The following is a 24,699-nucleotide window of genomic DNA, read 5'->3' on the forward strand; positions in this document are numbered from 1 at the left end:
ACCTCCTGTCTTTCTACTTCGCAAGGATCGCCCATGCCCGTGAACAAGGTGCTCGTCGTCGGCGGCGGCATCACCGGAAGCGTGCTGTGTCTCGCCCTCGCCCAGCGCGGAGTCGAGGTGGAGCTCGTCGAGGTCTCGCCCCGGTGGTTCGGGGTGGGCCATGGCATCACCATCCAGGGCAACGCGCTCAAGGCGCTGCGTTCGGTCGGCGTGCTGGACCGGGTGCTGGCCCGTGCGGTGCCGTTCGACCTGATGCGGCTGCGCCGGGCGGACGGCGGTCTGATCACCGAGCTGGAGACCCCGCACACCGGCGGCGCCGACCTGCCGTCCACGGCGGGCGCGCTCCGTTCGGACCTGCAGAACGCGCTGTGCGACGCGGTCTACGCGCACGGCGTCCCGGTCCGCCTGGGTCTGAGCGTGCGCGGCCTCGACCAGTCCGGCGGCCCTGTGGACGTGACGTTCACCGACGGCTCCACCGGCCGCTACGACCTGGTGGTCGGCGCGGACGGCGTCAACTCGGCGATGCGCGCGCTCATCGGTATCTCCGCGAAGCCGCACCCCGTGGGCATGTCGATCTTCCGCGTGGTGGCCCGGCGGCCCGCCGAGATGGACTGTGCCGAGGTGTACTACGGCGGTCCGCGCTACAAGGCCGGCTACAGCCCGATCTCCGCCGACCAGTGCTACGCCTACCTCCTCGACGAGAACCTGGACGCCACCCTGATCGGCCCGCGTGCCTCGCTGGACCTGCTGCGCGAGCGCGGCGCCGGGTACGGCGGCACCTGGGGGAAGATCCTCGCCGCGCTGCCGGACGACACGGCGGTGGACTACCGCTGGATCGAGGCGGTGCTGGTCGACGAGGACTGGCACCGGGGCCGGGCCCTGGTGATCGGCGACGCGGCGCACGCCTGCCCGCCGCTGATCGCGCAGGGTGCCGCGATGTGCATGGAGGACGCGGTGCTGCTGGCCGAGCTGGTCACCGCCGACGAGCCGGTGGACCGGGCCCTGGACCGGTTCATGGCCCGGCGGCTGCCCCGCGTCCGCATGGTGCTGGACAACTCCCTCCGGCTCGCCGAGTGGGAGATCCACCCGGACACCCCGGGCGCCGATCCGGCCCGGATCATGTCGGAGACCCTCGCCTCGCTGACGGTGGCCGCGTGAGCACGCCCGTCGTCGACTTCCACGGCCATCTCGCGGTGCCCGAGGCCGACGCCCTGGTGGCCGGCACCGAGGGGTTCGCGGCCGAGCTGGCCGCCGAGCAGCGCGCCCACTCCCCCGAGTCACTGGCCGCCAACCGGGCCCAACTCCGGCGCCTGGGCGTGAGGTTGACGGACGTGGACACCCGGCTCGCCGACCTCGACGCGATGGGCGTCGACCTTCAGGTGGTCGGCCCGATGCCCATGCACCACTACTGGGCCGGCCCCGGTCTCGCCGTGCGGCTGGCCCGTACGGTCAACGAGGCGGTGGCCGCGCACTGCGCCGCCGCGCCCGGCCGGCTGTACGGCCTGGGCACGGTGCCGCTCCAGCACCCGGACCTCGCGGTCGCCCTGCTGGACAAGGCGGTCACCGAGCTGGGCCTGTACGGCATCAGCGTCTCCACCGCCGTCGAGGGCCGCGAGCTGGCCGACCCCGCGCACGACGACGTCTGGCTGAAGGCCGAGGAGCTGGGCGCGGTCGTCTTCGTCCATCCCTGGGGCTGCTCGCTCGGCGACCGGCTCGCCTCGAACTACCTCGGCAACACGGTCGGCCAGCCCACCGAGACCACGGTCGCGCTCTCGCACCTGATCTTCACCGGGGTGCTGGACCGTTTCCCGCGCCTGAAGCTGGTGGCCGCGCACGGCGGCGGCTACCTGCCGACGTACATCGGCCGCTCCGACCACGCCTGGCGGGTACGGCCGGACGCACGCGGCTGCGCCGAGCCGCCCAGCGCCTATCTGCGGCGGATGTGGTTCGACGCCCTCGTCTACACGCCTGGGGCGCTGCGCCATCTGGTCGAGGAGGTGGGTGCGGACCGGGTGGTGCTCGGCACCGACCACCCCTTCGACATGGGCGTGACCGACCCGGTGGCCCGTCTGGACGCGGCCGGCCTGGACCCGGCGGCGCGGGCTGCGATCGCCGGGGGCAACGCGCTGGACCTGCTGCTGAAAGGACACACCCGATGACCCTGGGTCCCGTCGAGGAAGAGCTGGCCAAGGCCCGCGCCGCGTACCGCAATCGGGGCCGCTGGGGCGAGGACGACGTCCTGGGCACGCTCAACTTCGTCGACGACGCGATCCGCGCGCACGCCGCGAGTCTGGTACGGCGCGGCCGCACCTTCTCCCTGGCCCGGCGGACCGACCGGTCCGGCGCCCGAGCCGCCACCCGGTGGCAGGGGCTGGGCCACGGCCACGGCACCGGGCAGGCCCCGCACGGCGCCTGCACCGGCCGCGGGGTGCTGCTCGACGTCGGCCGCGCGTTCGGCGACACGCGGGGCGCACTCCCCGACGGCTTCGCGATCCTGGAGGAGCACCTGCGGGACACCGTCGAGGCGCAGGGTGCCACCTCCAGTGTGCGCCGGGGCGACTTCGTCCTCGTCCGCACCGGGCAGCCGGGCCGGGTACGGCGGCTCGGCGCCGGGGACGCGCCCGGCCTGTCCTTCACCACCCTCGGCTGGCTGCACCGCACGGAGATCGCGGCCGTCGCCGCCGACACGTGGGGCCTCGAAGTACGGCCGCAAGAATTCGCCGAGCCGGTGTCGTCGCCGCTGCACCTGATCGCCATCGCGCACATGGGCCTGCCGCTGGGCGAGATGTGGGACCTGGAGGCCCTAGCGGCGGACTGCGCGGCCGACGGTGTCTACGAGTTCCTGCTGGTCGCTGCGCCCTTGCCGGTGACCGGCGCGGCCGGTGCCCCCGTCCACCCCATCGCAGTCAAGTGAGCCGCCCGTGAACACGAACCGATTCTCCGGCACCCTCCACCTCCCCGGTGACGCGGACTTCGAGGAGGCCGTCCACGGCAGGGTCTTCAACGCCCGCCGCCCCGCCGACCGGATCCCCGCCGCAGTCCTCCGGGCGGTCACCGAACAGGATGTCGTCGAAGGCGTACGGCTCGCCCTGGAGCGGGGCTGGCAGGTCGCCGTCCGCTCCGGCGGGCACAGCTGGGCCGCCTGGTCGGTGCGCGGGGACGCGCTGCTGATCGACCTGGGTGGCTTCCGCGAGATGGCGTACGACGAGACGACCGGGATCGTGACGGCCACCCCCAGCGTCAAGGGCGGCGACGAACTCAACCCGTATCTGGGCGGGTTCGGGCGCTTCTTCAACGGCGGGCACTGTCCGTCCGTCGGCATCGGCGGCTTCCTGCTCCAGGGCGGCCAGGGCTGGAACGCGCGCGGCTGGGGCTGGGCGGCCGAGAGCATCGTGGCGATCGACGTCGTCACGGCGGACGGCGAACTGGTCCGGGCCGACGAGAGCGAGAACAGCGACCTGTTCTGGGCGGCGCGCGGGGCGGGTCCCGGCTTCTTCGGCGTCGTCACCCGCTTCCACCTGCGCACCCGCCCGCTGCCCCGGCACCTCGCGCACACCGTGCACGCCTACCCGCTGCACCTCTTCGACGAGGTGATGACCTGGCTGCACGACATGCACCACACGGTCTCCCCCCTGGTCGAGATCGTCGCCCTCACCCAGAGCCCGCCCGGCCTCGACGGACCGGTGCTGCTGGTCACGGGGGTCGCGACGACGGACAGCCCGCAGGAGGCGGCCGAGGCGCTCGCGCCCCTGCACGCCAATCCGTACGCGGACCGCGCCATGTTCCGCGTCGAGGCGCAACCCACCACCCTGGCCGCGCAGTTGACCGGCCAGCGGACCGCCAACCCCGAGGGCCACCGCTACTTCGTCGACAACGCCTGGCTGACCGGCACCGCCGCGGAGGTCGTCCCGGCGATCCGCAAGGCGTTCACCGAGCACCCGACGCGGCAGACCTTCACCATCTGGTTCTCCATGGCGCCGCTGCGGCAACTCCCCGACATGGCCTTCTCGTTGCAGTCGGAGATCTACTGCGCGAGCTATGTCGTCCACGACGACGCCACGCGGGACGCGGAGCTGCGCGGCTGGCTGGACGAGGCGATGGCGGCGATGCAGCCGGTGACCGAGGGCCAGTACCTGGGCGACTCCGACTTCACCGTACGGCAGTTGAGGTTCATGGGGGACGAGCAGTGGCGGCGGCTGAACGAGATCCGGGACGCCCGTGACCCCAAGGGCGTGTTCGCCGGCCATCTGAGCGCCGGGCCCGTCACCAACACCAACCACTGGGAGAGTTGAGCAGCGATGCGTTTCGCGACATACGAGCACGAGGGCGAGGAGCGCGCCGGTGTGGTGCGGGACGGGGTGATCCACCCGCTGCCCGACGGGGTGAGCGTCCTGACGCTCGTCGAGGCGGGCGTGCTGTACGCGGCCGGCATCGAGGCCCTGGACGCGCCCGGTGATCTGACGGTGGACCAGGTGCGGTTGCTGCCGCCGCTGAAGCCGCCGTCCATCCGGGACTTCGTCGGGTTCGAGGCGCACATCGAGGGCGTGTCGAAGTCGCTGGACGGGCTGGAGCACGTGCCCGAGGAGTGGTACCGGGCGCCCGGCTTCTACTTCACCAACCCGCACGCGGCCTACGGCGCCCGCGACGACGTGCCGGTCCCGGCGGGCTGCTCGGTGCTGGACTTCGAGCTGGAGGTCGGCGCGGTCATCGGCCGCAGCGGCCGGGACCTCACCCCCGAGCGGGCGAGGGACCACATCATCGGCTACCTGGTCTTCAACGACTGGTCGGCCCGTGATCTGCAGAAGCCGGAGAAGAACCTCGGCTTGGGCTTCTCCAAGGGCAAGGACTTCGCCAACACGCTCGGCCCCTACCTGGTCACCGCCGACGAGGTCGAGGACCGGCGCGACGCGGACGGCTTCCTGGACCTGGAGATGACGGTCACCCTGAACGGCGAGCTGATCGGCCGGGACACCCTCGCCAACGTCTCCTGGACCTTCGAGGAGATGATCGCCTATGCCAGCCGGGACGCCTGGGTGCGCCCCGGTGACATCCTCGGCTCGGGTACCTGCGGCTGGGGCTCGCTCGCCGAGTTCTGGGGCCGGCTCGGGGAGCGCACCCCGCCCCCGCTGCGGCCGGGCGACGAGGTGACGCTGACCGTCGAGGGGCTCGGCACGGTGTCCAACCGGATCGTGCCAGGGCGGGCGGACGCGTACCTTCCGCGGGCCCGCAAGAGGGGCCGCACCCCGCGGCCCTAGCACCTGAAGCTGTGCGGGGCCTGTGCTGCGCGCACGCCCCCCACCTGCGGGTATCCGGTGCCGGGATGGCTGGCATCGCATCTTCCTGAGAGTCGCACCGGCCCCCTTCCTCGACGGCCGTCCGCTGGTTAACCTCGCGTTTCACCGAAGCTTCAAGGACGTGGCCGGCCGGAAGGGGACACTCGTGGGTCTCGGAGCGATCGATCTCAATCTTCTGGTGGCACTGGAAGCGCTCCTGGAGGAGAAGAACGTCACCCACGCCGGTGTTCGGCTGTCCACCAGCCAGTCCGCGATGAGCGGCTCGCTGGCCCGGCTGCGCCGGCACTTCAACGACGAGCTGCTGATCCGGGTGGGCCGCGAGTACGAGCTGACACCGCTCGCGGAGCGGCTGCTGCCGGTCGTGCAGGGCTCGCTGCAGAAGGCCGAGGAGGCGCTGTCGCTGACCCGGCACTTCGACCCGGCGCGCAGCCGCCAGCGGTTCTCCGTGGTCATGTCGGACTACGTGATGACGGTGTTCGTGGAGCCGCTGCTGCGGGTCATCGCGGCCGAGGCGCCGGGCGTGCGGATCGACTTCCACCCGATCGTCGACGGGCAGCTGGAGACGGAGACGCACCTGCGCTGCCACGACCTGATGATCGTGCCGCTCGGCTACCAGCTGCCCGGGGTCAGCGAGGCCGTGATGCACGACCGGTTCGTGTGCATCGTCGACCCGGGCAACCCGCGCCTGGTGGACGGCCGGCTCACCCTCCGCGACCTCGCCGAGATGCCGCACGCGGCCTGCGCGATCGGCAAGAGCCACACGCCCGCCGAGCGCCAGCTGGAAACCCTCGGGATCACCCCGAAGGTGCAGGTCTCCACGCCCGGTTTCAGCGTGCTGCCGTTCCTGGTGAGCGGTACGGACCTGGTGGCCATGGTCCCGGAGCGGCTGGCCCGCCGCTACGAGGGCTTCGCGCGCTGTGCGGTGGTACCGGCGCCGTTCCCGGACGTGCCGCTGGTGGAGGCCATGTACTGGCACCACAACCGGCACGCGGACCCGGCGCACCGGTGGCTGCGGGACACGGTCCGCAGGGTCGGGGCGGCGCTCGGCGAGGAGGCGCCGCCGGTGATCGCCGAGGCGGATGCCACCCATCCCGAGAGCGCGTTTCCGGAGCTGTCCGCGGCTTCCTAGCGTGGACGGGAGACCTCTCCCGTACCCCCTTGGAGGATGCCGTGAGCCGCACGCGCCTGGCGGGCCGTACCGTCGTCGTCACCGGAGCCGCACAGGGCCAGGGGGCCGCGGAGGCGGCCGCGGCTGCCCGGGAGGGCGCGACGGTGGTCGCGACCGACGTGCTCGACGAGACCGGTGAGAAGCTCGCCGCGGCCCTGCGCGCCGACGGCCTCGACGTCCGGTACGCCCACCTGGACGTGACCTCGCCGGACGGCTGGGCGGCCCTGGCGGCCTCCCTCGACGTCGTGCACGGCCTGGTGAACAACGCGGGCATCTCGATGCGGGCCCGCCTCGGGCACGTCGAACTCGCCGACTGGAACCGGGCGTTCGCCGTGAACACCACCGGCGCCCTGCTCGGCATCCAGGCCCTCGCCCCGCTGATGCCGGCCGGCTCCTCGATCGTGAACGTCGGCTCGGTCGCCGGGCTCACCGCGCACCACGCGGTGGCGTACACGGCCAGCAAGTGGGCGCTGCGGGGGCTGTCCAGGGTGGCGGCCCTGGAGCTGGCCCCGCACGGCATCCGGACGAACATCATCCACCCCGGGTTCATCGAGACCCCGCTGATGGCCACCGCCAACCCCGTGTTCGTCGCCGCCCACCTCGCCATGACCCCCCAGGGCCGCCCGGGCACGGTCGACGAGGTGGCGCCGCTGGTCGTCTATCTCCTCTCCGACGAGGCCTCGTACGTCAACGGCGCGGAGATCACCGTCGACGGCGGCTACGCGGCGCACGGCCCGGTGAAGGCGATCACCGACGCCCTCGGCCAGGGTTGAGCGTCAGCCCTTGAGCTGCTCCAGCGTGGACTTGGTGTCGGTCTTCAGCCAGCCGGTCACGTCGTCGAGGGTCGGCGGGTCGGTGTCGCTGTCGTACGAGGAGAAGTACGCGCTGTAGTACATGGTGTACGTCGTCCACCCGTCCCGTACCGCGAGCGTGGCGTACCGCGAGCCGCTGGTGGTGGAGCCGTTGCTGGTGTCCTGGGTGACCAGGTACGCCTCGTCGCCGATGCCCTGGACCGGCGTCACGTCGTAGTCGCTGTGGCTGTCGCCGTAGTTCTTCCAGGTGGCCGTGAACTCCGGTGCGGGGTCGGTCTTCTTGTGCAGGTCCACCTCCATGGTGAGGTAGGCGTCCCCGTAGCTGGAGCTGGTCTTCTTGAGGCTGAGGCTGCAGTAACTCTGGTCCAGCGCGGGGTCTTTCATGACGTTCTTCGTCGGGGACGAGTCGTCCACGGGGTACTCGTCCTTGAACGACGAGTAGTCCGCGCTGGAGCAGAGGTTCGCGGGCGCCCGGTAGCCGCGCAGGTCCGCACTGCTCCCGAAGCCTCCGGTCAGCAGGAGTCCGCCCGCCCAGGCCGCGGAGGCGACCACCGCGCCCACGAGGGCCCACAGGACGGCTCTTCCGGCCGCGTTGCCGCCCGTCGCAGGCGGTGCGGCCGGCGGCGGGTAGCCGTAACCGGGCTGCACGGCATAGGGGTTGGCCTGCGGCGGCGGGACGGCCTGGCCGGCGACGGTGGGCTGGGCGTAGGGGTTCTGCCCGGGCGGCGACTGCGGGCTCGGGTACGGGTACGCGGACGGCTGGGTGTGCTGGGGCTGCGGCGGTGCCGCCGGGGGCTGGTCCGGCTGCGGCGGGGGCGGCGAGGACTGCTGCGGGGCCGACGACGACGGCGGCTGCTCCGAGGAGGACGGCGGCTGCTGCGGTGGCGTGGACATGTCGTGAAGATACGGCATAACCGGACGTCAGGTCCCCGTCAGGACCGGGATCGTTATGGTCCGGGGACAACCGTTACCGGCCAAGAACCGTTTCCCACTGGCGAGTTGGGCGACCAAGGCGAGAAGGCCGGGGCAGCGGCCCCGGCCTTCTCGGTACGTCGGCGGTCAGGCGTTCGCCGGCTGCACCGGCAGCTGGGCCGCCGCCCGTGCGGTGTTCCTGCGGACCAGCAGCAGGGTGACCAGCGCGCCGAGCAGCGAGGCGCAGCCGCAGATCACCACGCCCAGGGCCATGCCGTGGGCGAGGGCGTCCTGCGCGGCGGCCCTGGCGCCGCCACTGCCCGCGTTGACCACCGCGAGCGGACCGGCCGCGGCCTCCATGCCGGCATCGGCGCCGGACAGCTTGCCGACCAGCGCGGAGGACGCCGCGCTCATCGCGATGGTGCTGATCACGGCCGGGCCGAGGCCCTGGCCGAACTCGCGGACCAGGCTGGTGGCCCCGCTCGCCATGCCGGTCATCTCGATCGGCACGGCGTTCACGGCGGCCGAGGTCAGCGAGGAGACCACGCAGATGAAGCCGATGCCGAGCAGCAGCACCGGGCCGATGAAGGCCGCGAGGGAGGTGGTGGTGATGGGCAGTGCCGCGATCCAGAACTGGCCGGCGGCCATCGGCAGCAGGCCGCCCATCAGCAGCCAGCGCGGCTCGACGCGGGTGAGCATCCTGCTCAGCACCGGCGCGAGGAGCAGCGGGATCAGCTGGAGGATGACGAACGGCATGCCGGCCCGCAGGGCGCTGAGGTGCATCACGGCGCCGAGCCGGATGGAGACGCAGTAGGCGGTGCCGATGAAGCCGAACATGCCGGTCAGCGCGACCACCGCGGCCGCCGCGAACGACGGGATCCTCAGCAGCTCCAGGTTGAACATCGGCGAGGCGGCGCGCCGCTCCGCCATCACGAAGCCGACCAGGGCCACGGCGGCGAGGGCCAGCGCGAAGACGATGGACGGGCTGCTCCAGCCGCGGTCGCCGCCCTCGATGATGCCCCACAGCAGGGCGGTGAGGCCGACGGCGATGCTGATCTGACCGGGCCAGTCGAGCGCGCGGCCCTCGGGCGCCCTGGAGTCGGTGACCAGCGCCCAGCAGGAGATGCCGACCGCGACGCCGAGGACGACCGGGGGCACGAACGCCCAGCGGAAGTCGGCGACCGTGGCCAGGATGCCGGAGGACAGCGGGCCCACGGCGGAGGCGAGGGAGATGCTCAGCGCCCAGGTGGAGACCGCCTTGGCGCGGTCCTTCTCCCCGGGTGTCGCGGCCGCGATGACGGCGAGGGAGCTCGGGAAGAGCGCGGCGGCGCCGATGCCGGCGAGGGCCTGGCCGGTCCAGAGCATGGTGATGTTCTGGGAGGTGGCGTTGAGGAGTTCACCGATCGCAAGCACGAATCCGCCGAGGACCAGCAGCCGCTTTCGGCCGAACAGGTCGCCCACCACACCGAAATTCAGTTCCAGGATCGCGGTGGGCAGAATGAATGCCGAGGTGACCCAGGCGACCTGCGATCCCGAGGCGCCGAATGCGCTCTGTATTTCCCCGTTGATGGGCGAGGGGACGGTAATGCACAGCTGCGCGGCGGCAACTGCCAGACAACAGGCTACGAGCGTGCCCACGTCCAGTTTTCTCACAGCGTTGGTCATTCCCTGCTCCATCTCACGGGTCAACAGTGGTGCTGCGTTCTATGAGTTCGATGAGATTTCCCTCGGGGTCCTTGACCCAGGCCATGCGCACCCCGGGTTCGGGGGACGGGCCCGGGGCGAGGACCTCGCCCGCCCCGAGAGCCGTCAACGCGGCGTACACGGGGTCGAGTTCGGGAGTGGTGACCGCGAAGTGCCCGTACCCCTCGGTGAGGGCGGCGGTCATCGGGTCCGGTGCCCTGAGTCCGGGCGCGGACCCGGGCCTGGCGAGCAGTTCGAGCCGCCAGCCGTGCGGGTGTTCCAGGACGACACCGGTGAGACCGGGGCCGTCGAGACGGAACTCGAAGACGGTCTTCAGGCCGAAGGCCGTTCTGTACCAGTCGAGTTGGGCGGCCAGATCGCGTACGTTGACGCCCACGTGGTCGAGTCGTGCGTGCATCCGCGTTCAGCCCGCCATCGCGCTGTCGCCGCCGTCGACCATGAGGTTGGCGCCGTTGACGAAGGCGGCCTCGTCGGAGCAGAGGAAGGCGGCCGCGCGGGCGATGTCCTCGGGCCGGCCGACGCGGCCGACCGGGATCCGCGCCTCCAGCTGTGCCTTCGGGCCGTTCGGGTCGTCGAGGAACGGCGCGGTGGCCGCGGTGCGGGTCATGCCGGGGGCGATGGTGTTGACGCGGATGCGGTGCGGCGCGCCGGCCGCGCACAGGTGCTTGCTCATCGCGAGGACCCCGCCCTTGGCGGCGCCGTGCGGCACCATCGGCAGGAACGGCGCGCCGCGCACGGCGGCCACGGAGGCGACGTTCAGGACGGCCCCGCCGCCCCGTGCCACCAGGTGCGGCCAGGCCGCCTGCGTGCAGAAGTAGGGGATGTCCAGCTCGTTCCTGATGGTGAAGTACCAGTCCTCGGCGGGCATCGTCTCGAAGGGGCCGTTCCGCAGGGCGGAGGCGTTGTTGTACAGGATGTCGATTCCGCCGAATTCCGCGATCCCGGCCTCGATCCACTCCCGCGCACCGGCCTCGGTGGAAAGGTCGACCGGCGCCAGGGAACGCATGACACCGCCGGTCTTCTCGACGAGTTCCACGGTTTCCGCGGCGCTCTTCTCGTCGATGTCGCAGCCGAATACGGTGGCGCCCTCCGTCGCGAACACCTGTGCCGCGGCCCGGCCGATTCCAGCCCCCGTTCCACTGATGAAAGCGATTTTTCCGGCCAGTCGACCCATGATTGCGAAGTCCCTTGTCCATGCCGCCGAAGTGCGGTGGTGGCAGCGTAGGTAGGGCCTATGGCCAGAACAAGAAATGCGTCAGCGAAACGCCATCGGGGGTTCGTATGGCTGGTATGCGGCTCAGCCGCCGGGCCGCGGGCGCGGCCGTACCGGGAGGGCGCGCACGCTGTTGCCGACGAAGCTGGCCTGCCGGGCGAGCCGGTCCTCGGGGACGGCCAGGTCCAGGGCCGGGAAGCGGTCGAAGAGCCGCTGCAGGGCGACCGTGGCCTCCAGCCGGGCCAGCGGGGCGCCCAGGCAGTAGTGGGCGCCGTGGCCGAGGGAGAGGTGCCGGGCGGCGTCGGGGCGGGCGGGCCGGGTGACGTCGAACCGGTCGGCGTCCGGGCCGTGCGCGGCCGGGTCGCGTCCGGCGGCCGAGTAGCCGGCCAGCACCGGGGTGCCCGCGGGGATCACCGTCCCGTCGACGGTGAGGTCCCGCACCGGGTAGCGGAAGGGGAAGTAGCTGACCGGCGCGTCCCAGCGCAGCGTCTCCTCCACCACGTCCGCCCAGCTCGCGTCGCCCTTGCGGACGAGTTCGAGCTGGTCGCGGTGGCCGCACAGGGCGCGCACCGCGTTGGTGATCAGGTTGAGGGTGGTCTCGTGCCCGGCGATGATCATCAGGACCAGGGTGCCGATCAGCTCCTCCTGGCCGAGCCGGTCGCCGTCCTCGTCGCGGGCGGCGATCAGGGCGCTGGTGAGGTCGTCGCCGGGGTGTGCGGCGCGGGCGGCGGCGACGGCGGCGAGGACGCCGACCAGCTCCCGGTTGGCGGCGACGGCCTCGGCCGGTTCGATGTCGGTGGCCACGACCTTGTTGGTCAGGTGGTGCAGCCGGTCGCGGAACTCCGCGTCCACGCCAAGGAGTTCACCGATGACACCCAGGGGCAGCGGCAGCGCGAAGTACCGGCGCAGATCGGCGACGCCGTCACCGTCGGCGGCGGCCTGGTCCAGGTCGTCGAGGAGGGTGCCGGTCAACTCCACTACGCGGGGCCGGAGTTCCTCGACCCGGCGCGGGGTGAAGGCCCGGCTGACCAGTCCGCGCAGTCTGCGGTGGTCGGCGCCGTCGGCGGCGGTCATCCCGCGCACGGTGGCGAAGGTCAGCAAGGGCCAACCCGTGGGGATGCGGCCTTCCCGGAGCTGCGTGAAGTGCCGGGCGTCCTTGGCGACTCCGGGATGCTGGAGGAACTCCCTGAGCGCCTCGTGCCCGAGCACGGCCATGCCCTCGACGCCACCGGGCAGCACGACCGGGGTCACGGCACCGCGCGCCAGCAGCCGGGCGTTGGCGGCGTGCGGGCAGCCGCCGGCCGGGTCCGGGCGGTACGGCACGGGCGGGGTCTCCACCGGGGGCTCCTGACAGCGCAACGACCGACACGGACACCGCCGATCGTAGGCGCCCGCAGGCCTGGGGGAAGGAGCTTTTCCCGGCCAGTGCGGCCCCGCACGGGCGGCGGGCCGCGGACAGCGCGCCACACACAGCGGCCAACGGGCAGCGGGCAGCGGGCAGCGCGAAGCAGCCAGCGGGAATACCGGCACCCGGTGCCATGTTGACGATCGTGGAACCCCGGGTATAGTGCGATCAGCACGTATGAGCGCTCTTCCATCGGGCGCCGAGTGCCGGTTCCACTCCTCCAGCCGCATCGCCCGTCGCTTCCCGACCGGCCCGTCGGCTTCTCACACCACCTCGTGACCAGGGCGTTCCCGCCGTTCCCGAGGTGCCGTTCCCCGCCGCACGGAGGTCTGCGCACCCGCCCTCCCGCTCGCGGCCCACTCCCCCCTTCACCCATGTCTTCCGTCCGCGAAAGGACCACCTCTCATGACCACCACACTCGAACCCCCGGTACAGCAGCAGGACCGGCCGGCCACCCGCCCCGTCACCGGTGTCCTCGACATCGAGGCGGGCGGGAAGGGGCAGCTGCGGGCCCCGAGCTGCCTGCCCTCCCCCGCCGACCCGCAGGTCCCGCCGGCGCTGATCCGCCGGTACGGCCTGCGCAAGGGCGACCTCGTCGAGGGCGTCCGCGGCGACCGGCGCACGCTGACCGAGGTCACGCGCGTCAACGGCCGGACGCCCGACGAACTGCGCGGCCGCCGCCACTTCCGCGAGCTCACCCCGCTGCACCCGCACGAGCGGATCCGCCTCGAACACCCCGCCGCCGGGCTCGCCGGACGGGTCACCGACCTGTTCGCACCCGTCGGCAAGGGGCAGCGCGGGCTGATCGTGGCCCCGCCGAAGACCGGCAAGACCGTGCTGCTCCAGCAGTTCGCGGCCGCCGTCGCCGGCAACCACCCGGAGTGCCACCTCATGGTGCTGCTGCTCGACGAGCGCCCGGAGGAAGTCACCGACATGCGGCGCTCGGTGCGCGGCGAGGTGTACGCCTCCACCTTCGACCGGCCCGCCAAGGAGCACATCGCCCTCGCCGAACTCGTCGTCGAGCGAGCGAAGCGGCTCGTCGAGGAGGGCAAGGACGTCGTCATCCTGCTCGACTCACTGACCCGGCTGTGCCGGGCCCACAACAACGCGGCCGCCTCCAACGGCCGCACCCTGAGCGGCGGAGTCGACGCCGGCGCGCTGCTCGGCCCGAAGCGGTTCTTCGGCGCCGCCCGCAAGGCCGAGGAGGGCGGCTCGCTCACCATCCTCGCCACCGTCCTGGTGGACACCGGCTCCCGTGCCGACGGCTACTTCTTCGAGGAGCTGAAGAGCACCGGCAACATGGAGCTGCGCCTGGACCGCGAGGCGGCCTCCCGGCGGGTCTTCCCGGCCGTCGACATCGCCCCCTCCGGCACCCGCCGCGAGGAACTCCTGCTCACCCCGGCCGAGTTGACCGCCGTCCGCGGACTGCGCCGGGCCCTGCAGAGCCGGGAGGGCACCCCGGGCGGCCTGGAGACGCTCCTGGAGCGGCTGCGGGAGACCCCGGACAACGCGGCCTTCCTGCGGCGCGTGCAGCCGACCCTGCCGGCGGCCTGACCCCGGGCGCCCCTGCCAGGAGGCGCACTGCGGGGCCCGGCGTGCGGCATCCGGGTTGCTCGCGGCCTCCGACCGGCCCTGGCAGCGCGCCGGACACCGCCCCCATTCCTACGTTGATCATATGACGATCGGATTCCCTGACCGATTCCCGCGGCGAGCGGCGGTGACCACCTGCTCCGTCTGCCTGGCGGGCCTGCTGGCGCTGGCACCCGGCACGGCCGCCGCCGGCACCGCGGCGCTCGACCCGGCCCCGCCCCCGAGGGCGGTGGTGCCCGGACCGTCGCTGCTCTACCACTCCGGCACGCAGGTGCGGCCGCACCCCGGGGCCCCGGAGCTCCCGGACCTCTCCGCGCTCTCCTGGCTGGTCGCCGACGCGAACACCGGTCAGGTGCTGGCGGCCCGCCACGCACACCGCCAGCTGCCGCCGGCCAGCACCCTCAAGACCCTGTTCGCGCTCACCGTGCTGCCCGTCCTGCCCGCCGACCTCCCGCACCGCGTGACGTCCCGGGAACTGGCGGACGTCCCCGAGGACAGCAGCGTGGTCGGCGTGGAGGCGGGCCACACCTACCAGGTGTCCGACCTGTGGCGCGGGGTCTTCCTCAGCTCCGGGAACGACGCCGTGCACGTGCTGGCCGCACTCGACGGCGGCTGGCAGCGCACCACCGCCCGGATGCAGGCCAACGCCCGCGCCCTGGGCGCCCTCGACACCCAGGTCAGGTCCCCCGACGGCTACGACGCGCCGGGGCAGGTCTCCTCCGCCTTCGACCTCGCGGTGTTCGGCCGGGAGGGACTGCGCAACCCCGACTTCGCCCGGTACTGCTCCACCGCCGAGGCCCGCTTCCCCGACGGCACCGGCTGGTCGTTCGGCATCGAGAACACCAACCGGCTGCTGACCGGCGCGGACGGCGTGGGGCGGTACCCCGGCCTGATCGGGATCAAGAACGGCTACACCACCAACGCCGGCAACACCCTCGTGGCCGCCGCCCGGCACGGCGGGCGCACCCTCCTCGTGACGGTGATGAACCCTCAGGACGGCGGCGTGTACGACGAGGCCCGTCAGCTGCTCGACTGGGGTTTCGAGGCGGCCGGACGGGTCGACCCGGTCGGCTCGCTGGATGCCCTGCGGCCCAAGCCGCGGCCCCGGCCGGGCCCGAGCACCGTACCGATGGCGGCGGCCACGGCACCCGGGGACGACTCCGACTGGTGGGAAACCGCCCTCGTCACCGGGTTCGCGGTGCTCGGCGCGGGCGCCGTCACCCTCGCGGTACGGCTCAGGGGTGAGCGCTCCGGCCGGGACTGACCCACCGGCAGGCCGAGGAGCAGGCCCAGCGTGATCCAGGTGTAGAGGTTGCTGCCGAGGAACCCGTCGATGCCGGACGCGTCGTCGAACCACAGCCACACCACGCTGGTGCACATCACCGCGTAGAGGGCGCCCGCGATCCGCGGGTACCCGGCGCGTGCCAGGAGCACGAACGACGGCAGCACCCACACCAAGTGGTGCACCCAGGTGATCGGGCTGACCAGGCAGGCGGCGAGGCCGGTGAGCGCGAAGGCGGCCGTCCAGTCGCCGGCCGCGACGGCTTTCCGCGTCCGCCACGCCCACCCGGCCAGGGTGAGCAGCACCAGGATCGCCCACAGCGGCTTGTCCGGATGGCCAAGCCGGGCCAGCACGCCCTGCAGCGACTGGTTCGAGACGTAGTCGAGCCGGCCGACCCTGCTGGTGTCCCAGAGCGCCTGGGTCCAGTAGAAGCGGGACGCCCTCGGGTCGGCCCAGACCGCGAGCCCGGTCGCGGCCAGCGCCACGGCCGTGGCGACACCGGCCGCCCGCCACTTGCGGCCGATCAGCAGCATGAGGATGAACAGGGCCGGGGTGAGCTTGATCGCGGCGGCGAGCCCGATGCCGGCCCCGGCCCAGCGGCCCCGCCCGCTGCGCAGCAGACAGCAGTCCGCGAGCACCAGGGCGAGCAGGATCAGGTTCACCTGGCCGAAGCTGAACGTGTCCCGCAACGGCTCGAACAGCGCCAGCCCGCACAGCGCGAGCGCCCACCGGTACCAGCCCCAGCGCCGCCAGCCGGGTCCGGCCAGGATGCGCAGCACGAACGCCAGCGCGGCCAGGTTCAGCAGCAGCGAGGCCGCGATGGCCAGGTGCAGCCCCACCAGTGCCATGGGCAGCATGCCGACCGCGGCGAACGGCGGATACGTGAACCCGTACGTAGTGCCCGGCACCCGGTAGTCGTAGATCCGCCCGCCGTGGTGCACCCAGGTGTGCACGGTGCCGTAGTACACCCGCAGGTCGAACCAGTCGCGCAGCAGCGGCACGGTGGCCGTGAACACGGTCACGGCGGCGACGAGGAGCACGACGAGCAGCAGCCGCCCGCGGTCGGTGCCCGGTCTCGTCGGGCCCCTCATGCCGTACGCCCCACGGCCGGGGCCTGCGCGGCCTGGTGGGCCTGCCAGAGCACGACCACGCCGAGCACCCCGCCGGAGACCGCGAGGACCAGCTGGCCGATGTCGGCGGGGCCGCCGCTGGGCAGCACGGCGAGGGCGAGCACGCCGGTGACCGCCGCCACCCGGTGCCGTACCGAGGTGCTGGGCGCCGCGGCCGCTATCAGGAACAGGCCCCAGATGGCGTACCAGGGGCGGATCGCCGGCCCGAAGGCGGCGACGGCGGCCAGGCTCAGGCCCAGGGCGTAGACCGGGCGGGGCCGCAGCCGGACCCATATCAGCAGCACGGTCACCGCGGTGAGCGCGAGCCCGAGCAGGTGCCAGGCCGGTACGGCGAGCGGCGCGAGGTCGCTGCCGAAGTGTTCGAGGATCCGGCCCGTGGCCCGGCCGAGCAGGCTGCTGAGCGCCCAGTTGTGCGGGGAGACGGGCGTGTCGAGCGCCTTTATCCACCCGTACCCGGTCCCGGCGACGGCGGTCGCCGCCACCGTCGTCGCCCCGGACGCCACCACCGTCGTCAGGGTGGCACGCACGGGGCTGCGGCCCTTGCGGGCCTGTACGGCGATCACCGCGAGCAGGCCGAGCGCGGCGGGTGCCTTGACCAGCGCCGCGAGGGTGACGAGCACGGCTCCCAGGACCGGCCAGCGGCCGAGCGCCGCGACCAGGCCGAGGCCGAGCAGACCGAGCATGATGGCGTCGTTGTGGGCGCCGGCGACCAGGTGCAGCAGCACCAGCGGGTTGAGGGCGCCGAGCCAGAGCGCGGCGGCCGGGTCGGCGCCGCTGTGCCGGGCGAGCCGGGGCAGCGCGGCCGCCATCAGGCCGACGCCGAGGAGGGCGACCAGCCGCATCCCGAAGAGCCCGGCGGGGAGTTCACCGCGGGTCAGCCCGGACAGCAGCGAGGCCACGCCCATGAACGCGGGGCCGTAGGGCGCGGCGGTGTTCTGCCACACCGGGGCGACCTCGTCGGCCAGCGGTCCGCCGAGCTGGGCGGGCCCCGACGTGTAGACGTCCATGTGCGCGTCGACCATGGCGCCCTGCGCGAGGTAGCTGTACACGTCCCGGCTGAACAGCGGGGGCGCCAGCAGCAGCGGGGCCGCCCAGACGGCGAGGACCAGCAACAGCTGGCGCGGGGTGGGCGGTTCGGCACCGCGCACGAGGCGGCCCAGCAGCAGCCATGCCGCGATCAGCAGCACGACGCCGAAGTAGGCCCCCACCAGGCCGAACGCCGCCTGCACGGAGCTGGGTGCGAGCAGATCCTCCACGGGCAGGGCGCCGGCTGTCTCACCTCCCAGGGCCAGGAAGGCGGTGCCGGCCAGGCCAAGCACCTGGCAGCGGCGTAGATCGACGGGGAAAGCCATGGCCAACACTGGCTCAGCGTGTCAATCGCGGGTGGCCGGAAAGCGACGGGGTGTTTTCTTGGGAGGGGCCTGGTTGTTACCTGTGGGTGGCGAGGTCGCGCCGCTAGAAAACCGACAGCCCCGTCAGCGTCGTGAAGCGATCCAGCGCAGCCACCCCCGCCACCGAGTTGCCCCGCTCGTCCAGGCCGGGACTCCATACGCACAGCGCACAACGCCCGGGCACCACGGCGATGATCCCGCCCCCGACCCCGCTCTTCCCAGGCAGCCCCACCCGGTAGGCGAAGTCACCCGCCGCGTCGTACGTCCCGCAGGTCAGCATGACGGCGTTGACCTGTTTCGCCTGGCTTCTGGTGAGCAGGCGGGTGCCGTCGGCGCGGATGCCGTGGCGGGCCAGGAACGTGGTGGCGAGGGCCAGGTCGGCGCAGGAGGCGGCGACGGAGCACTGGCGGAAGTACTGGTCGAGGAGGAGCGGGATGTCGTTGTCGATGTTGCCGTAGGAGGCCATGAAGTGGGCCAGCGCGGCGTTGCGGTCGCCGTGCTGGGACTCGGAGGCGGCCACTTCCTTGTCGAAGTCCAGGGACGGGTTGCCGCTCTCGGCGCGCAGGAAGGCCAGGAGCTCGCCCGCCGCGTCCGCGGTACGGGTCTGGAGGCGGTCGGTGACGACGAGGGCGCCCGCGTTGATGAACGGGTTGCGCGGGATGCCGTTCTCGTACTCCAGCTGGACCAGGGAGTTGAAGGGGTTGCCGGAGGGTTCGCGGCCGACGTGCTCCCAGAGTTCGTCGCCCTCGCGGGCCAGGTCGAGGGCGAGGGTGAAGACCTTGGTGATCGACTGCGTGGAGAACGGCTGCCGCCAGTCGCCCACGCCGTAGACCGTGCCGTCCAGCTCGGCCACGGCCATGCCGAAGCTGCGGGGGTCGCAGGCGGCGAGCGCCGGGATGTAGTCGGCCGGGCGGCCGCGCCCCGGCGTACGGCCTATCTCCTCGGCGATCCGCTCCAGGACCGGCAGGAAGGCTCGGGACGACGTCATTGTCATGATCACCATTGTGCCTCCGGACCGGTCCTGGCGCGCAGCCGCAGGTCAGGCGAGGGGTGAGCCGGTGCCGGCGACGACCTCGGGACGCAGCAGGCCGGCGAGCCGGTCGGCGGGCAACAGGCCCTTCTCCAGCACCAGTTCGGCGACGCCCCGGCCGGTGGCGAGGGCCTCCTTGGCGATGTCGGTGGCCGCCGTGTACCCGATGTACGGGTTGAGGGCGGTGACCAGGCCGACGGAGTTCTCGACCGTCGCCCGCAGCACCTCGGTGTTGGCGGTGATGCCGTCGACGCACCGCTCCGCCAGTGTGAGGCAGGCGTTGCGCAGGTGGGTGATGCTCTCCGACAGGGAGTGCAGGATGATCGGCTCGAAGGCGTTCAGCTGGAGCTGCCCGGCCTCGGCGGCCATGGTGATGGCGACGTCGTTTCCGATGACCTCGAAGGCGACCTGGTTGACGACCTCGGGGATCACCGGGTTGACCTTGCCCGGCATGATCGACGAACCGGCCTGCACGGGCGGCAGGTTGATCTCGCCGAGCCCGGCCCGCGGCCCGGAGGACAGCAGCCGCAGGTCGTTGCAGCCCTTGCTCAGCTTGACCGCGATCCGCTTGAGCACCCCGGACATCTGGACGAACGCCCCGCAGTCCTGGGTCGCCTCGACCAGGTTGGCGGCGGTGACCAGCGGCAGGCCGGTGATCTCGGCGAGGTGCCGGCGGGCCGACTCGGCATATCCGGCGGGCGCGTTGAGCCCGGTCCCGATCGCGGTCGCGCCGAGGTTGATCTCGTGGATCAGCTCGACGGCCTCGGCGAGCCTGCTGCGGTCCTCGTCCAGCATCACGGCGAACGTCGAGAACTCCTGCCCGAGCGTCATCGGCACCGCGTCCTGCAACTGCGTACGGCCCATCTTCAGCACGTCCCGGAACTCGACGGCCTTGCGTCCGAAGGAGTCCTGGAGCACCGCCATCGCCTTGAGCAGCCCGCGCACCGCGAACACGGTCGCGATCTTGACGGCGGTCGGGTACACGTCGTTCGTCGACTGACCGAGGTTGACGTCCTCGTTGGGGTGCAGGTGCTGGTACTCCCCCTTCCGGTGCCCCATCAGCTCCAGCGCCCGGTTCGCCACGACCTCGTTGGCGTTCATGTTCGTCGACGTCCCGGCACCGCCCTGGATGACGTCGACGACGAACTGGTCGTGCAGCTTGCCGGCCCGTATCTCCCGGCAGGCGGCGACGATCGCCGCGGCCTTCTCCGGCGCCAGCAGCCCCAGTTCCTCGTTGGCGAGCGCGGCGGCCTCCTTGACGGCGGCGAGGGCGTCGATCAGATGCGGGTAGGCGGAGATCGTCGTACCGGTGATGGGGAAGTTCTCCGTGGCCCGCAGGGTGTGCACACCCCAGTAGGCGTCGGCGGGGACATCACGGTCGCCGAGCAGGTCGTGTTCGCTTCGGGTGGTCATGGGTCTTCTTTCGAAAGAGTGAGGGTGAAGCGCCCCCGTAGGGGCGCGGGGAACTGCGCGGCCAGCCACACCCGGCCCGCAGCCGCCCGACAACAAAACGACTCGCCCCACTAGGCGCAAGCCGCAACCGGCTCCAGCGAGCGAACGGGCCGCACACACCCGACCTCCCTGCCACCGCCGAGCAGCGCCTCTCCGGCGAACCCGCTCAGCAGCTCCGGGTCGACCCCGGCCCTCTCCAACGCCGCGGCCGTCACAGGAACCCGCGCCCGGTCCGCCCCGTCGGAGATCTTCACGGCGACGGCGCGGCCGTCCGGCAGCGCGGCCACCTCGACGCCCTCGAAGCCGTCCTTGGCCAGCAGCCCCGGCACGGCCGCCATCAGCGCGGCCACGTCGCGCCCTGCCCCGGACGCCATCTCGGCGTGCTCCCGCATCGCGTCGGCGACCCGCGCCTCCGGCGTGCCCGGCGCGGCGGTGACGATCCGCGACACCGCGCGCGCCAGCCCGTGCAGGGAGACGGAGAACAGCGGCGCCCCGCAACCGTCCACGGTCGTCGCCGCGACCCGCTGCCCGGTCAGGTCCTCGACGATCTCGGCGATCGCCTGCTGCAACGGGTGCGCCGGCTCCAGGTAGTCCTCCAGGGACCACCCGTTCAGCTTCGCCGTCCACAGCATCGCCGCATGCTTGCCCGAGCAGTTCTGGGCGAGGCGCGACGGCTGCCGGCCGGCCCGGATCCACTCGTCCCGCACCGCGGGGCCGTACGGCATGTCGGGCACGTTGCGCAGGTCGGCCTCGGTCAGTCCGGCGAGGTCGAGGAGGCGCCGGGTCCCGGCGAGGTGCCGCTCCTCGCCGGAGTGGCTAGCGGCGGCCAGCGAGAGCAGGTCGCCGTCGAGGGGCAGCCCGGCCCGCAGCATGGCCACGGCCTGGACGGGTTTGAGGGCCGAGCGCGGGTAGAACGCGGCCTCGATGTCGCCGAGCTGGAACTGGACCTGCCCGTCGGCGCCGAGGACGACGACGGAGCCGTAGTGGATGCCCTCGACGACCCCGCCGCGGATGAGGTGGGCGACGGGGGCGTGGAGGGGTTCACGGACGACGGGTGCGCCCGCGGGGGAACTGCTGTACATCACTGCCTGGTCTCGGGTGAGGTGGGAGGGACCGGTTCGCGGGTCACGCGTCGGTTCCGGTGGACGGGCGCGCGAGGCGGCCGCGGATGGCGTACCAGCCGGCGACCAGCGCGGCGACGATCAGCGGCAGGCACAGCACGGTGGTGCGTCCGGCGCCGCCGTCGGCGTACATGAGGACCAGGACGGAGGCGAGGAACGCCAGCGTCACGATCTCGGTCCAGGGGGAGCCCGGCAGTCGGTAGCCGGGGCGGGTGAGTTCGCCGTTCTGGGTCTTCCGCCAGAAGAGCAGGTGACAGAGCATGATCATGCCCCAGGTCGAGAGGATGCCGATCGCGGCGAAGTTGAGGACGATCTCGAACGCGTCGGCGGGGACCACGAAGTTGAGCCCGACGCCGAGGACGCAGATGCCGCTGGTGAGCAGGATGCCGCCGTACGGGACCTGGGTGCGGCTCATCCTCGCGGTGAACTTCGGGGCGGAGCCGTTGACGGCCATGGAGCGCAGGATGCGGCCCGTCGAGTAGAGGCCGGAGTTGAGCGAGGACATGGCCGCGGTGAGGACGACGAGGTTCATCACGCCGCCGGCGGCGGGGACGCCGATGTGGGAGAGCACGGTGACGAAGGGGCTCTGGCCCGCCGTGTACTTGTTCCAGGGCAGCAGCATCGAGAGCAGGACGACCGAGCCGACGTAGAAGAGGCCCACGCGCCACATGATCGAGTTGATCGCCTTGGGCATGATCTTCTCGGGGTTCTCGGTCTCGCCCGCGGCGACGCCGACCAGTTCGACCGAGGCGTAGGCGAAGACGACGCCCTGGATGATCAGCAGCATCGGCAGCAGGCCGTTGGGGAAGACGCCGCCGTTGTCGGTGATCAGGGACGGGCCGGGGGTCGCGCCGTCGACGGGGTGCTGGGTGACCAGCAGGAAGATGCCGATGACCATGAAGATCACCAGGGCGCTGACCTTGACGATCGCGAACCAGAACTCCAGTTCGCCGAAGATCTTCACCGAGATCAGGTTCACGGTCAGGACCACGGCCAGGGCTATGAGCGCGATCACCCACTGGGGTATGTCGGAGAACATGCCCCAGTAGTGGGTGTAGGTGGCGACCGCGGTGATGTCGGCGATGCCGGTGGTCGCCCAGTTCAGGAAGTACATCCAGCCGGCGGTGTAGGCGCCTTTCTCGCCCAGGAACTCCCGGGCGTACGACACGAAGGCGCCGGAGGACGGGCGGTACAGGACGAGCTCGCCGAGGGCGCGCACGACGAGGAACGCGAAGACGCCGCAGACCGCGTACGCGACGAAGAGCGAGGGGCCGGCGTCGGCGAGACGGCCGCCGGCGCCGAGGAAGAGGCCGGTGCCGATGGCGCCGCCGATGGCGATCATGTTGACGTGCCGGTGCTTCAGCGACTTGCTGTAGCCCTGGTCCCCGGCGTCGACGTGACGGGACGAGGGGCGCGTCTCGTCTTTGAGGTGCTGTTCGCTCACGCCTCGGTTCCGCCTTCCTGGTGCTGGTCCGTGCGCGCGGGGCGCACGATGTGGGTGAGGGTGGTCTCGACGCGGTCGAGGTGGTGGCTCATGGCGTCCACCGCGTCGGTCTCGGAACCGTCGGCCAGTGCTTCGACGATGGCCCGGTGCTCCCGGTTGGACTGCTCGCGGCGTCCGCCCAGCTCGTTGAGGAAGGCCGACTGACGCGCCAGTGCGTCCCGGATCTCCTCGATGACCCGGCGGAAGACCGGGTTCTGGGCGGCCTCGGCCACGGCGAGGTGGAAGAGGGTGTCCATCGCGACCCACGCGGTGGTGTCCGTCTCCCGCTCCATGCGGTCGAGCAGGTGGGCCAGGTGGTCCAGGTTCTCCGGGGTGCGGCGCAGCGCCGCGTACCCGGCGACCGGGATCTCGATGTGCCGGCGCACCTCCAGCAGGTCGCTGGCCGCGTAGTCGCCGAAGGTGGGGTCCTCGACGGCGTTCGCGACCACGAAGGTGCCCTTGCCGGTCTTGGAGACGGTCAGGCCCATCGTCTGCAGGGCCCGCAGGGCCTCGCGCAGGACGGGCCTGCTGATCTCCAGGGTGCGGCAGAGCTCCGCCTCGGAGGGGAGCTTGTCGCCCACGGCGTACTCGCCGCGTTCGATGGCGGCGCGCAGGTGCGCCAGCACCGCCTCCATGGCGCTCACGCGACGCGGGGGCTGTCCGACTGTCGGGCTGTCTGACAGGTTCACGGGTGAGATGTTCCGGGTTGCGGCACGAGGCTGTCAAGGTGTCGAGAAAGGAAACATTCACGGGGTGCGACGCCTGAATGCAGGCAGCGCACCCCGTGGCGGAGCGGTGACGCGTGGAACGGTGACCGGTCAGGCGTTGACGGTGCCCGTGGCGAGCAGGCCGAAGACCGCCAGTCCGATCACGATCCGGTAGATCACGAAGGCGTTGAAGGAGTGCTTGGCGACGAACTTCAGCAGCCAGGCGATCGAGGCGTAGGCGACCACGAAGGAGACGATGGTGCCGACGGCCAGCGGGGCGGCGCCCACGCCCGCGCCGAGCGCGTCCTTGAGCTCGTAGATGCCGGCGCCGGTCAGGGCCGGGATGCCGAGGAAGAAGGAGAGGCGGGTGGCGGCGACGCGGTCCAGGTCCAGGATGAGCGCGGTGGACATGGTGGCGCCGGAGCGGGAGAAGCCGGGGAAGAGCAGGGCGAGGATCTGCGAGCAGCCGACCAGCATCGCGTCCTTGAAGGAGGTGTCGTCCTCACCCCGCTTGTGGCGGCCCATCTGGTCCGCGCACCACATCACGCCGGAGCCGACGATCAGCGAGCCACCGACCACCCAGAGAGAACCCAGCGCGCCGTCGATCAGCGGCTTGGCGGCGAGGCCCACCAGGACGATCGGGATGGTCGCGTAGATGACCCACCAGGCGAACTTGTAGTCGTGGTGGTAGCGCTCGTTCTTGTTGGCCAGTCCCCGGCCCCAGGCGGAGACGATCCGCTTGATGTCCTTGAAGAAGTACACGAGCACGGCGGCGATGGCGCCGACCTGGATGACGGCGGAGAACCCGACGACGGACTGGTCGTCGACGGGGATGTGCATGAGCCCCTCGGTGATCTTGAGGTGGCCGGTGGAGGACACCGGGAGGAACTCGGTCACCCCCTCGACTACCCCGAGGATGGCGGCCTGGCCGACAGAGATGGCGCTCATGGGATCCAGTTCTGCAGAGTTTGGTCGACAGTGCTGTAGACAGTCTTACAACGGGGG

General features: G+C 72.1%; 21 protein-coding genes and 1 pseudogene. 9 read left to right on the top strand and 13 right to left on the bottom strand.

Features of this window, described 5'->3' with window-relative positions; genetic code table 11:
• Nucleotides 1-33: 33 nt before the first annotated feature.
• The 7 genes from ACFY0K_RS34490 to ACFY0K_RS34520 all read left to right on the top strand — a co-directional run bounded on the left by ACFY0K_RS34490 (nt 34) and on the right by ACFY0K_RS34520 (nt 7,235).
• Nucleotides 34-1,158 (top strand): FAD-dependent monooxygenase, encoded by a 1,125-nt coding sequence (locus ACFY0K_RS34490; RefSeq protein WP_390643116.1) that lies wholly within the window; start codon nt 34-36, stop codon nt 1,156-1,158.
• Nucleotides 1,155-2,159 (top strand): amidohydrolase family protein, encoded by a 1,005-nt coding sequence (locus ACFY0K_RS34495; protein ID WP_390643117.1) that lies wholly within the window; start codon nt 1,155-1,157, stop codon nt 2,157-2,159. The genes ACFY0K_RS34490 and ACFY0K_RS34495 overlap by 4 nt, the downstream gene beginning before the upstream one ends.
• Nucleotides 2,156-2,914: a cyclase family protein gene (locus tag ACFY0K_RS34500; RefSeq protein ID WP_390643118.1), complete on the top strand. Its 759-nt coding sequence runs from the start codon at nt 2,156-2,158 to the stop codon at nt 2,912-2,914. Before ACFY0K_RS34495 ends, ACFY0K_RS34500 begins: the two co-directional genes overlap by 4 nt.
• Nucleotides 2,915-2,921: 7 nt before the next feature.
• Nucleotides 2,922-4,292 carry an FAD-binding oxidoreductase gene (locus ACFY0K_RS34505; RefSeq protein WP_390643119.1) on the top strand — a complete coding sequence of 457 codons (1,371 nt, stop codon included), beginning with the start codon at nt 2,922-2,924 and terminating at the stop codon, nt 4,290-4,292.
• A gap of 6 nt (nt 4,293-4,298) precedes the next feature.
• Nucleotides 4,299-5,255 (top strand): fumarylacetoacetate hydrolase family protein, encoded by a 957-nt coding sequence (locus ACFY0K_RS34510; protein ID WP_390643120.1) that lies wholly within the window; start codon nt 4,299-4,301, stop codon nt 5,253-5,255.
• A 184-nt stretch (nt 5,256-5,439) separates the two neighbouring features.
• Nucleotides 5,440-6,423 (top strand): LysR family transcriptional regulator, encoded by a 984-nt coding sequence (locus ACFY0K_RS34515; RefSeq protein ID WP_351956327.1) that lies wholly within the window; start codon nt 5,440-5,442, stop codon nt 6,421-6,423.
• 41 nt (nt 6,424-6,464) lie between these two features.
• The gene (locus ACFY0K_RS34520; RefSeq protein ID WP_351956326.1) at nt 6,465-7,235 is read left to right on the top strand and encodes an SDR family oxidoreductase; all 771 of its coding nucleotides are present in this window, start codon (nt 6,465-6,467) and stop codon (nt 7,233-7,235) included.
• 3 nt (nt 7,236-7,238) lie between these two features.
• Here ACFY0K_RS34520 and ACFY0K_RS34525 read toward each other — a convergent pair whose 3' ends face one another.
• From ACFY0K_RS34525 to ACFY0K_RS34545, 5 genes are all read right to left on the bottom strand, one after another.
• The gene (locus ACFY0K_RS34525) at nt 7,239-8,168 is read right to left on the bottom strand and encodes a hypothetical protein (protein ID WP_351956325.1); all 930 of its coding nucleotides are present in this window, start codon (nt 8,166-8,168) and stop codon (nt 7,239-7,241) included.
• Between the two features lie 165 nt (nt 8,169-8,333).
• Complete coding sequence (locus ACFY0K_RS34530) at nt 8,334-9,851, bottom strand: MFS transporter (protein ID WP_351956324.1); 1,518 nt, start codon at nt 9,849-9,851, stop codon at nt 8,334-8,336.
• Nucleotides 9,852-9,864: 13 nt separating this feature from the next.
• On the bottom strand, nt 9,865-10,287 hold the full coding sequence (locus ACFY0K_RS34535; RefSeq protein ID WP_390643121.1) for a VOC family protein: 423 nt from the start codon (nt 10,285-10,287) through the stop codon (nt 9,865-9,867).
• A gap of 6 nt (nt 10,288-10,293) precedes the next feature.
• Nucleotides 10,294-11,064: an SDR family NAD(P)-dependent oxidoreductase gene (locus tag ACFY0K_RS34540; protein ID WP_390643122.1), complete on the bottom strand. Its 771-nt coding sequence runs from the start codon at nt 11,062-11,064 to the stop codon at nt 10,294-10,296.
• A gap of 123 nt (nt 11,065-11,187) precedes the next feature.
• Nucleotides 11,188-12,441, bottom strand: coding sequence for a cytochrome P450 (locus ACFY0K_RS34545; protein ID WP_390643123.1), 1,254 nt, complete (start codon nt 12,439-12,441; stop codon nt 11,188-11,190).
• A gap of 472 nt (nt 12,442-12,913) precedes the next feature.
• Here ACFY0K_RS34545 and rho point away from each other — a divergent pair, with 472 nt between their 5' ends.
• Nucleotides 12,914-14,062 (top strand): transcription termination factor Rho, encoded by a 1,149-nt coding sequence (rho, locus tag ACFY0K_RS34550; RefSeq protein ID WP_390643124.1) that lies wholly within the window; start codon nt 12,914-12,916, stop codon nt 14,060-14,062.
• A 121-nt stretch (nt 14,063-14,183) separates the two neighbouring features.
• Nucleotides 14,184-15,029 (top strand): annotated as a pseudogene (locus ACFY0K_RS34555) (D-alanyl-D-alanine carboxypeptidase family protein); the annotation flags it as partial.
• Between the two features lie 89 nt (nt 15,030-15,118).
• Here the strand turns inward: ACFY0K_RS34555 and ACFY0K_RS34560 are convergent.
• The 8 genes from ACFY0K_RS34560 to ACFY0K_RS34595 all read right to left on the bottom strand — a co-directional run bounded on the left by ACFY0K_RS34560 (nt 15,119) and on the right by ACFY0K_RS34595 (nt 24,642).
• Nucleotides 15,119-16,471 (bottom strand): glycosyltransferase 87 family protein, encoded by a 1,353-nt coding sequence (locus ACFY0K_RS34560; protein WP_390643125.1) that lies wholly within the window; start codon nt 16,469-16,471, stop codon nt 15,119-15,121.
• On the bottom strand, nt 16,468-17,862 hold the full coding sequence (gene mptB / locus ACFY0K_RS34565) for a polyprenol phosphomannose-dependent alpha 1,6 mannosyltransferase MptB (RefSeq protein ID WP_390643126.1): 1,395 nt from the start codon (nt 17,860-17,862) through the stop codon (nt 16,468-16,470). Before mptB ends, ACFY0K_RS34560 begins: the two co-directional genes overlap by 4 nt.
• Nucleotides 17,863-17,965: 103 nt before the next feature.
• On the bottom strand, nt 17,966-18,904 hold the full coding sequence (locus ACFY0K_RS34570; protein WP_351956317.1) for a glutaminase: 939 nt from the start codon (nt 18,902-18,904) through the stop codon (nt 17,966-17,968).
• Nucleotides 18,905-18,940: 36 nt separating this feature from the next.
• Nucleotides 18,941-20,344 carry an aspartate ammonia-lyase gene (gene aspA / locus ACFY0K_RS34575; RefSeq protein WP_390643127.1) on the bottom strand — a complete coding sequence of 468 codons (1,404 nt, stop codon included), beginning with the start codon at nt 20,342-20,344 and terminating at the stop codon, nt 18,941-18,943.
• Between the two features lie 110 nt (nt 20,345-20,454).
• On the bottom strand, nt 20,455-21,465 hold the full coding sequence (locus ACFY0K_RS34580) for an asparaginase (RefSeq protein WP_390643128.1): 1,011 nt from the start codon (nt 21,463-21,465) through the stop codon (nt 20,455-20,457).
• Between the two features lie 43 nt (nt 21,466-21,508).
• Nucleotides 21,509-22,948 carry an amino acid permease gene (locus ACFY0K_RS34585; protein WP_390643129.1) on the bottom strand — a complete coding sequence of 480 codons (1,440 nt, stop codon included), beginning with the start codon at nt 22,946-22,948 and terminating at the stop codon, nt 21,509-21,511.
• A complete protein-coding gene (locus tag ACFY0K_RS34590) occupies nt 22,945-23,622 on the bottom strand; it encodes a FadR/GntR family transcriptional regulator (RefSeq protein WP_382718753.1) in 678 nt (225 codons plus the stop codon). Before ACFY0K_RS34590 ends, ACFY0K_RS34585 begins: the two co-directional genes overlap by 4 nt.
• A 183-nt stretch (nt 23,623-23,805) precedes the next feature.
• Entirely contained in the window at nt 23,806-24,642 is an 837-nt protein-coding gene (locus ACFY0K_RS34595) for an undecaprenyl-diphosphate phosphatase (RefSeq protein ID WP_351956313.1), read from the bottom strand.
• Nucleotides 24,643-24,699 lie beyond the last annotated feature (57 nt).

The sequence above is a fragment of the Streptomyces sp. NPDC001507 genome (assembly GCF_042894765.1).
Taxonomy (GTDB): Bacteria; Actinomycetota; Actinomycetes; order Streptomycetales; family Streptomycetaceae; genus Streptomyces.

Excerpts from the sequence above, each read along its gene's own strand:
- ACFY0K_RS34530 (WP_351956324.1), bottom strand. The coding sequence starts at position 9,851 with ATGACCAACGCTGTGAGAAAACTGGACGTGGGCACGCTCGTAGCCTGT.
- ACFY0K_RS34595 (WP_351956313.1), bottom strand. The coding sequence starts at position 24,642 with ATGAGCGCCATCTCTGTCGGCCAGGCCGCCATCCTCGGGGTAGTCGAG.
- ACFY0K_RS34510 (WP_390643120.1), top strand. The coding sequence starts at position 4,299 with ATGCGTTTCGCGACATACGAGCACGAGGGCGAGGAGCGCGCCGGTGTG.
- ACFY0K_RS34560 (WP_390643125.1), bottom strand. The coding sequence starts at position 16,471 with ATGAGGGGCCCGACGAGACCGGGCACCGACCGCGGGCGGCTGCTGCTC.
- mptB (WP_390643126.1), bottom strand. The coding sequence starts at position 17,862 with ATGGCTTTCCCCGTCGATCTACGCCGCTGCCAGGTGCTTGGCCTGGCC.
- ACFY0K_RS34570 (WP_351956317.1), bottom strand. The coding sequence starts at position 18,904 with ATGGTGATCATGACAATGACGTCGTCCCGAGCCTTCCTGCCGGTCCTG.
- rho (WP_390643124.1), top strand. The coding sequence starts at position 12,914 with ATGACCACCACACTCGAACCCCCGGTACAGCAGCAGGACCGGCCGGCC.
- ACFY0K_RS34540 (WP_390643122.1), bottom strand. The coding sequence starts at position 11,064 with ATGGGTCGACTGGCCGGAAAAATCGCTTTCATCAGTGGAACGGGGGCT.
- aspA (WP_390643127.1), bottom strand. The coding sequence starts at position 20,344 with ATGACCACCCGAAGCGAACACGACCTGCTCGGCGACCGTGATGTCCCC.
- ACFY0K_RS34590 (WP_382718753.1), bottom strand. The coding sequence starts at position 23,622 with ATGGAGGCGGTGCTGGCGCACCTGCGCGCCGCCATCGAACGCGGCGAG.
- ACFY0K_RS34580 (WP_390643128.1), bottom strand. The coding sequence starts at position 21,465 with ATGTACAGCAGTTCCCCCGCGGGCGCACCCGTCGTCCGTGAACCCCTC.
- ACFY0K_RS34490 (WP_390643116.1), top strand. The coding sequence starts at position 34 with ATGCCCGTGAACAAGGTGCTCGTCGTCGGCGGCGGCATCACCGGAAGC.
- ACFY0K_RS34525 (WP_351956325.1), bottom strand. The coding sequence starts at position 8,168 with ATGTCCACGCCACCGCAGCAGCCGCCGTCCTCCTCGGAGCAGCCGCCG.
- ACFY0K_RS34535 (WP_390643121.1), bottom strand. The coding sequence starts at position 10,287 with ATGCACGCACGACTCGACCACGTGGGCGTCAACGTACGCGATCTGGCC.
- ACFY0K_RS34500 (WP_390643118.1), top strand. The coding sequence starts at position 2,156 with ATGACCCTGGGTCCCGTCGAGGAAGAGCTGGCCAAGGCCCGCGCCGCG.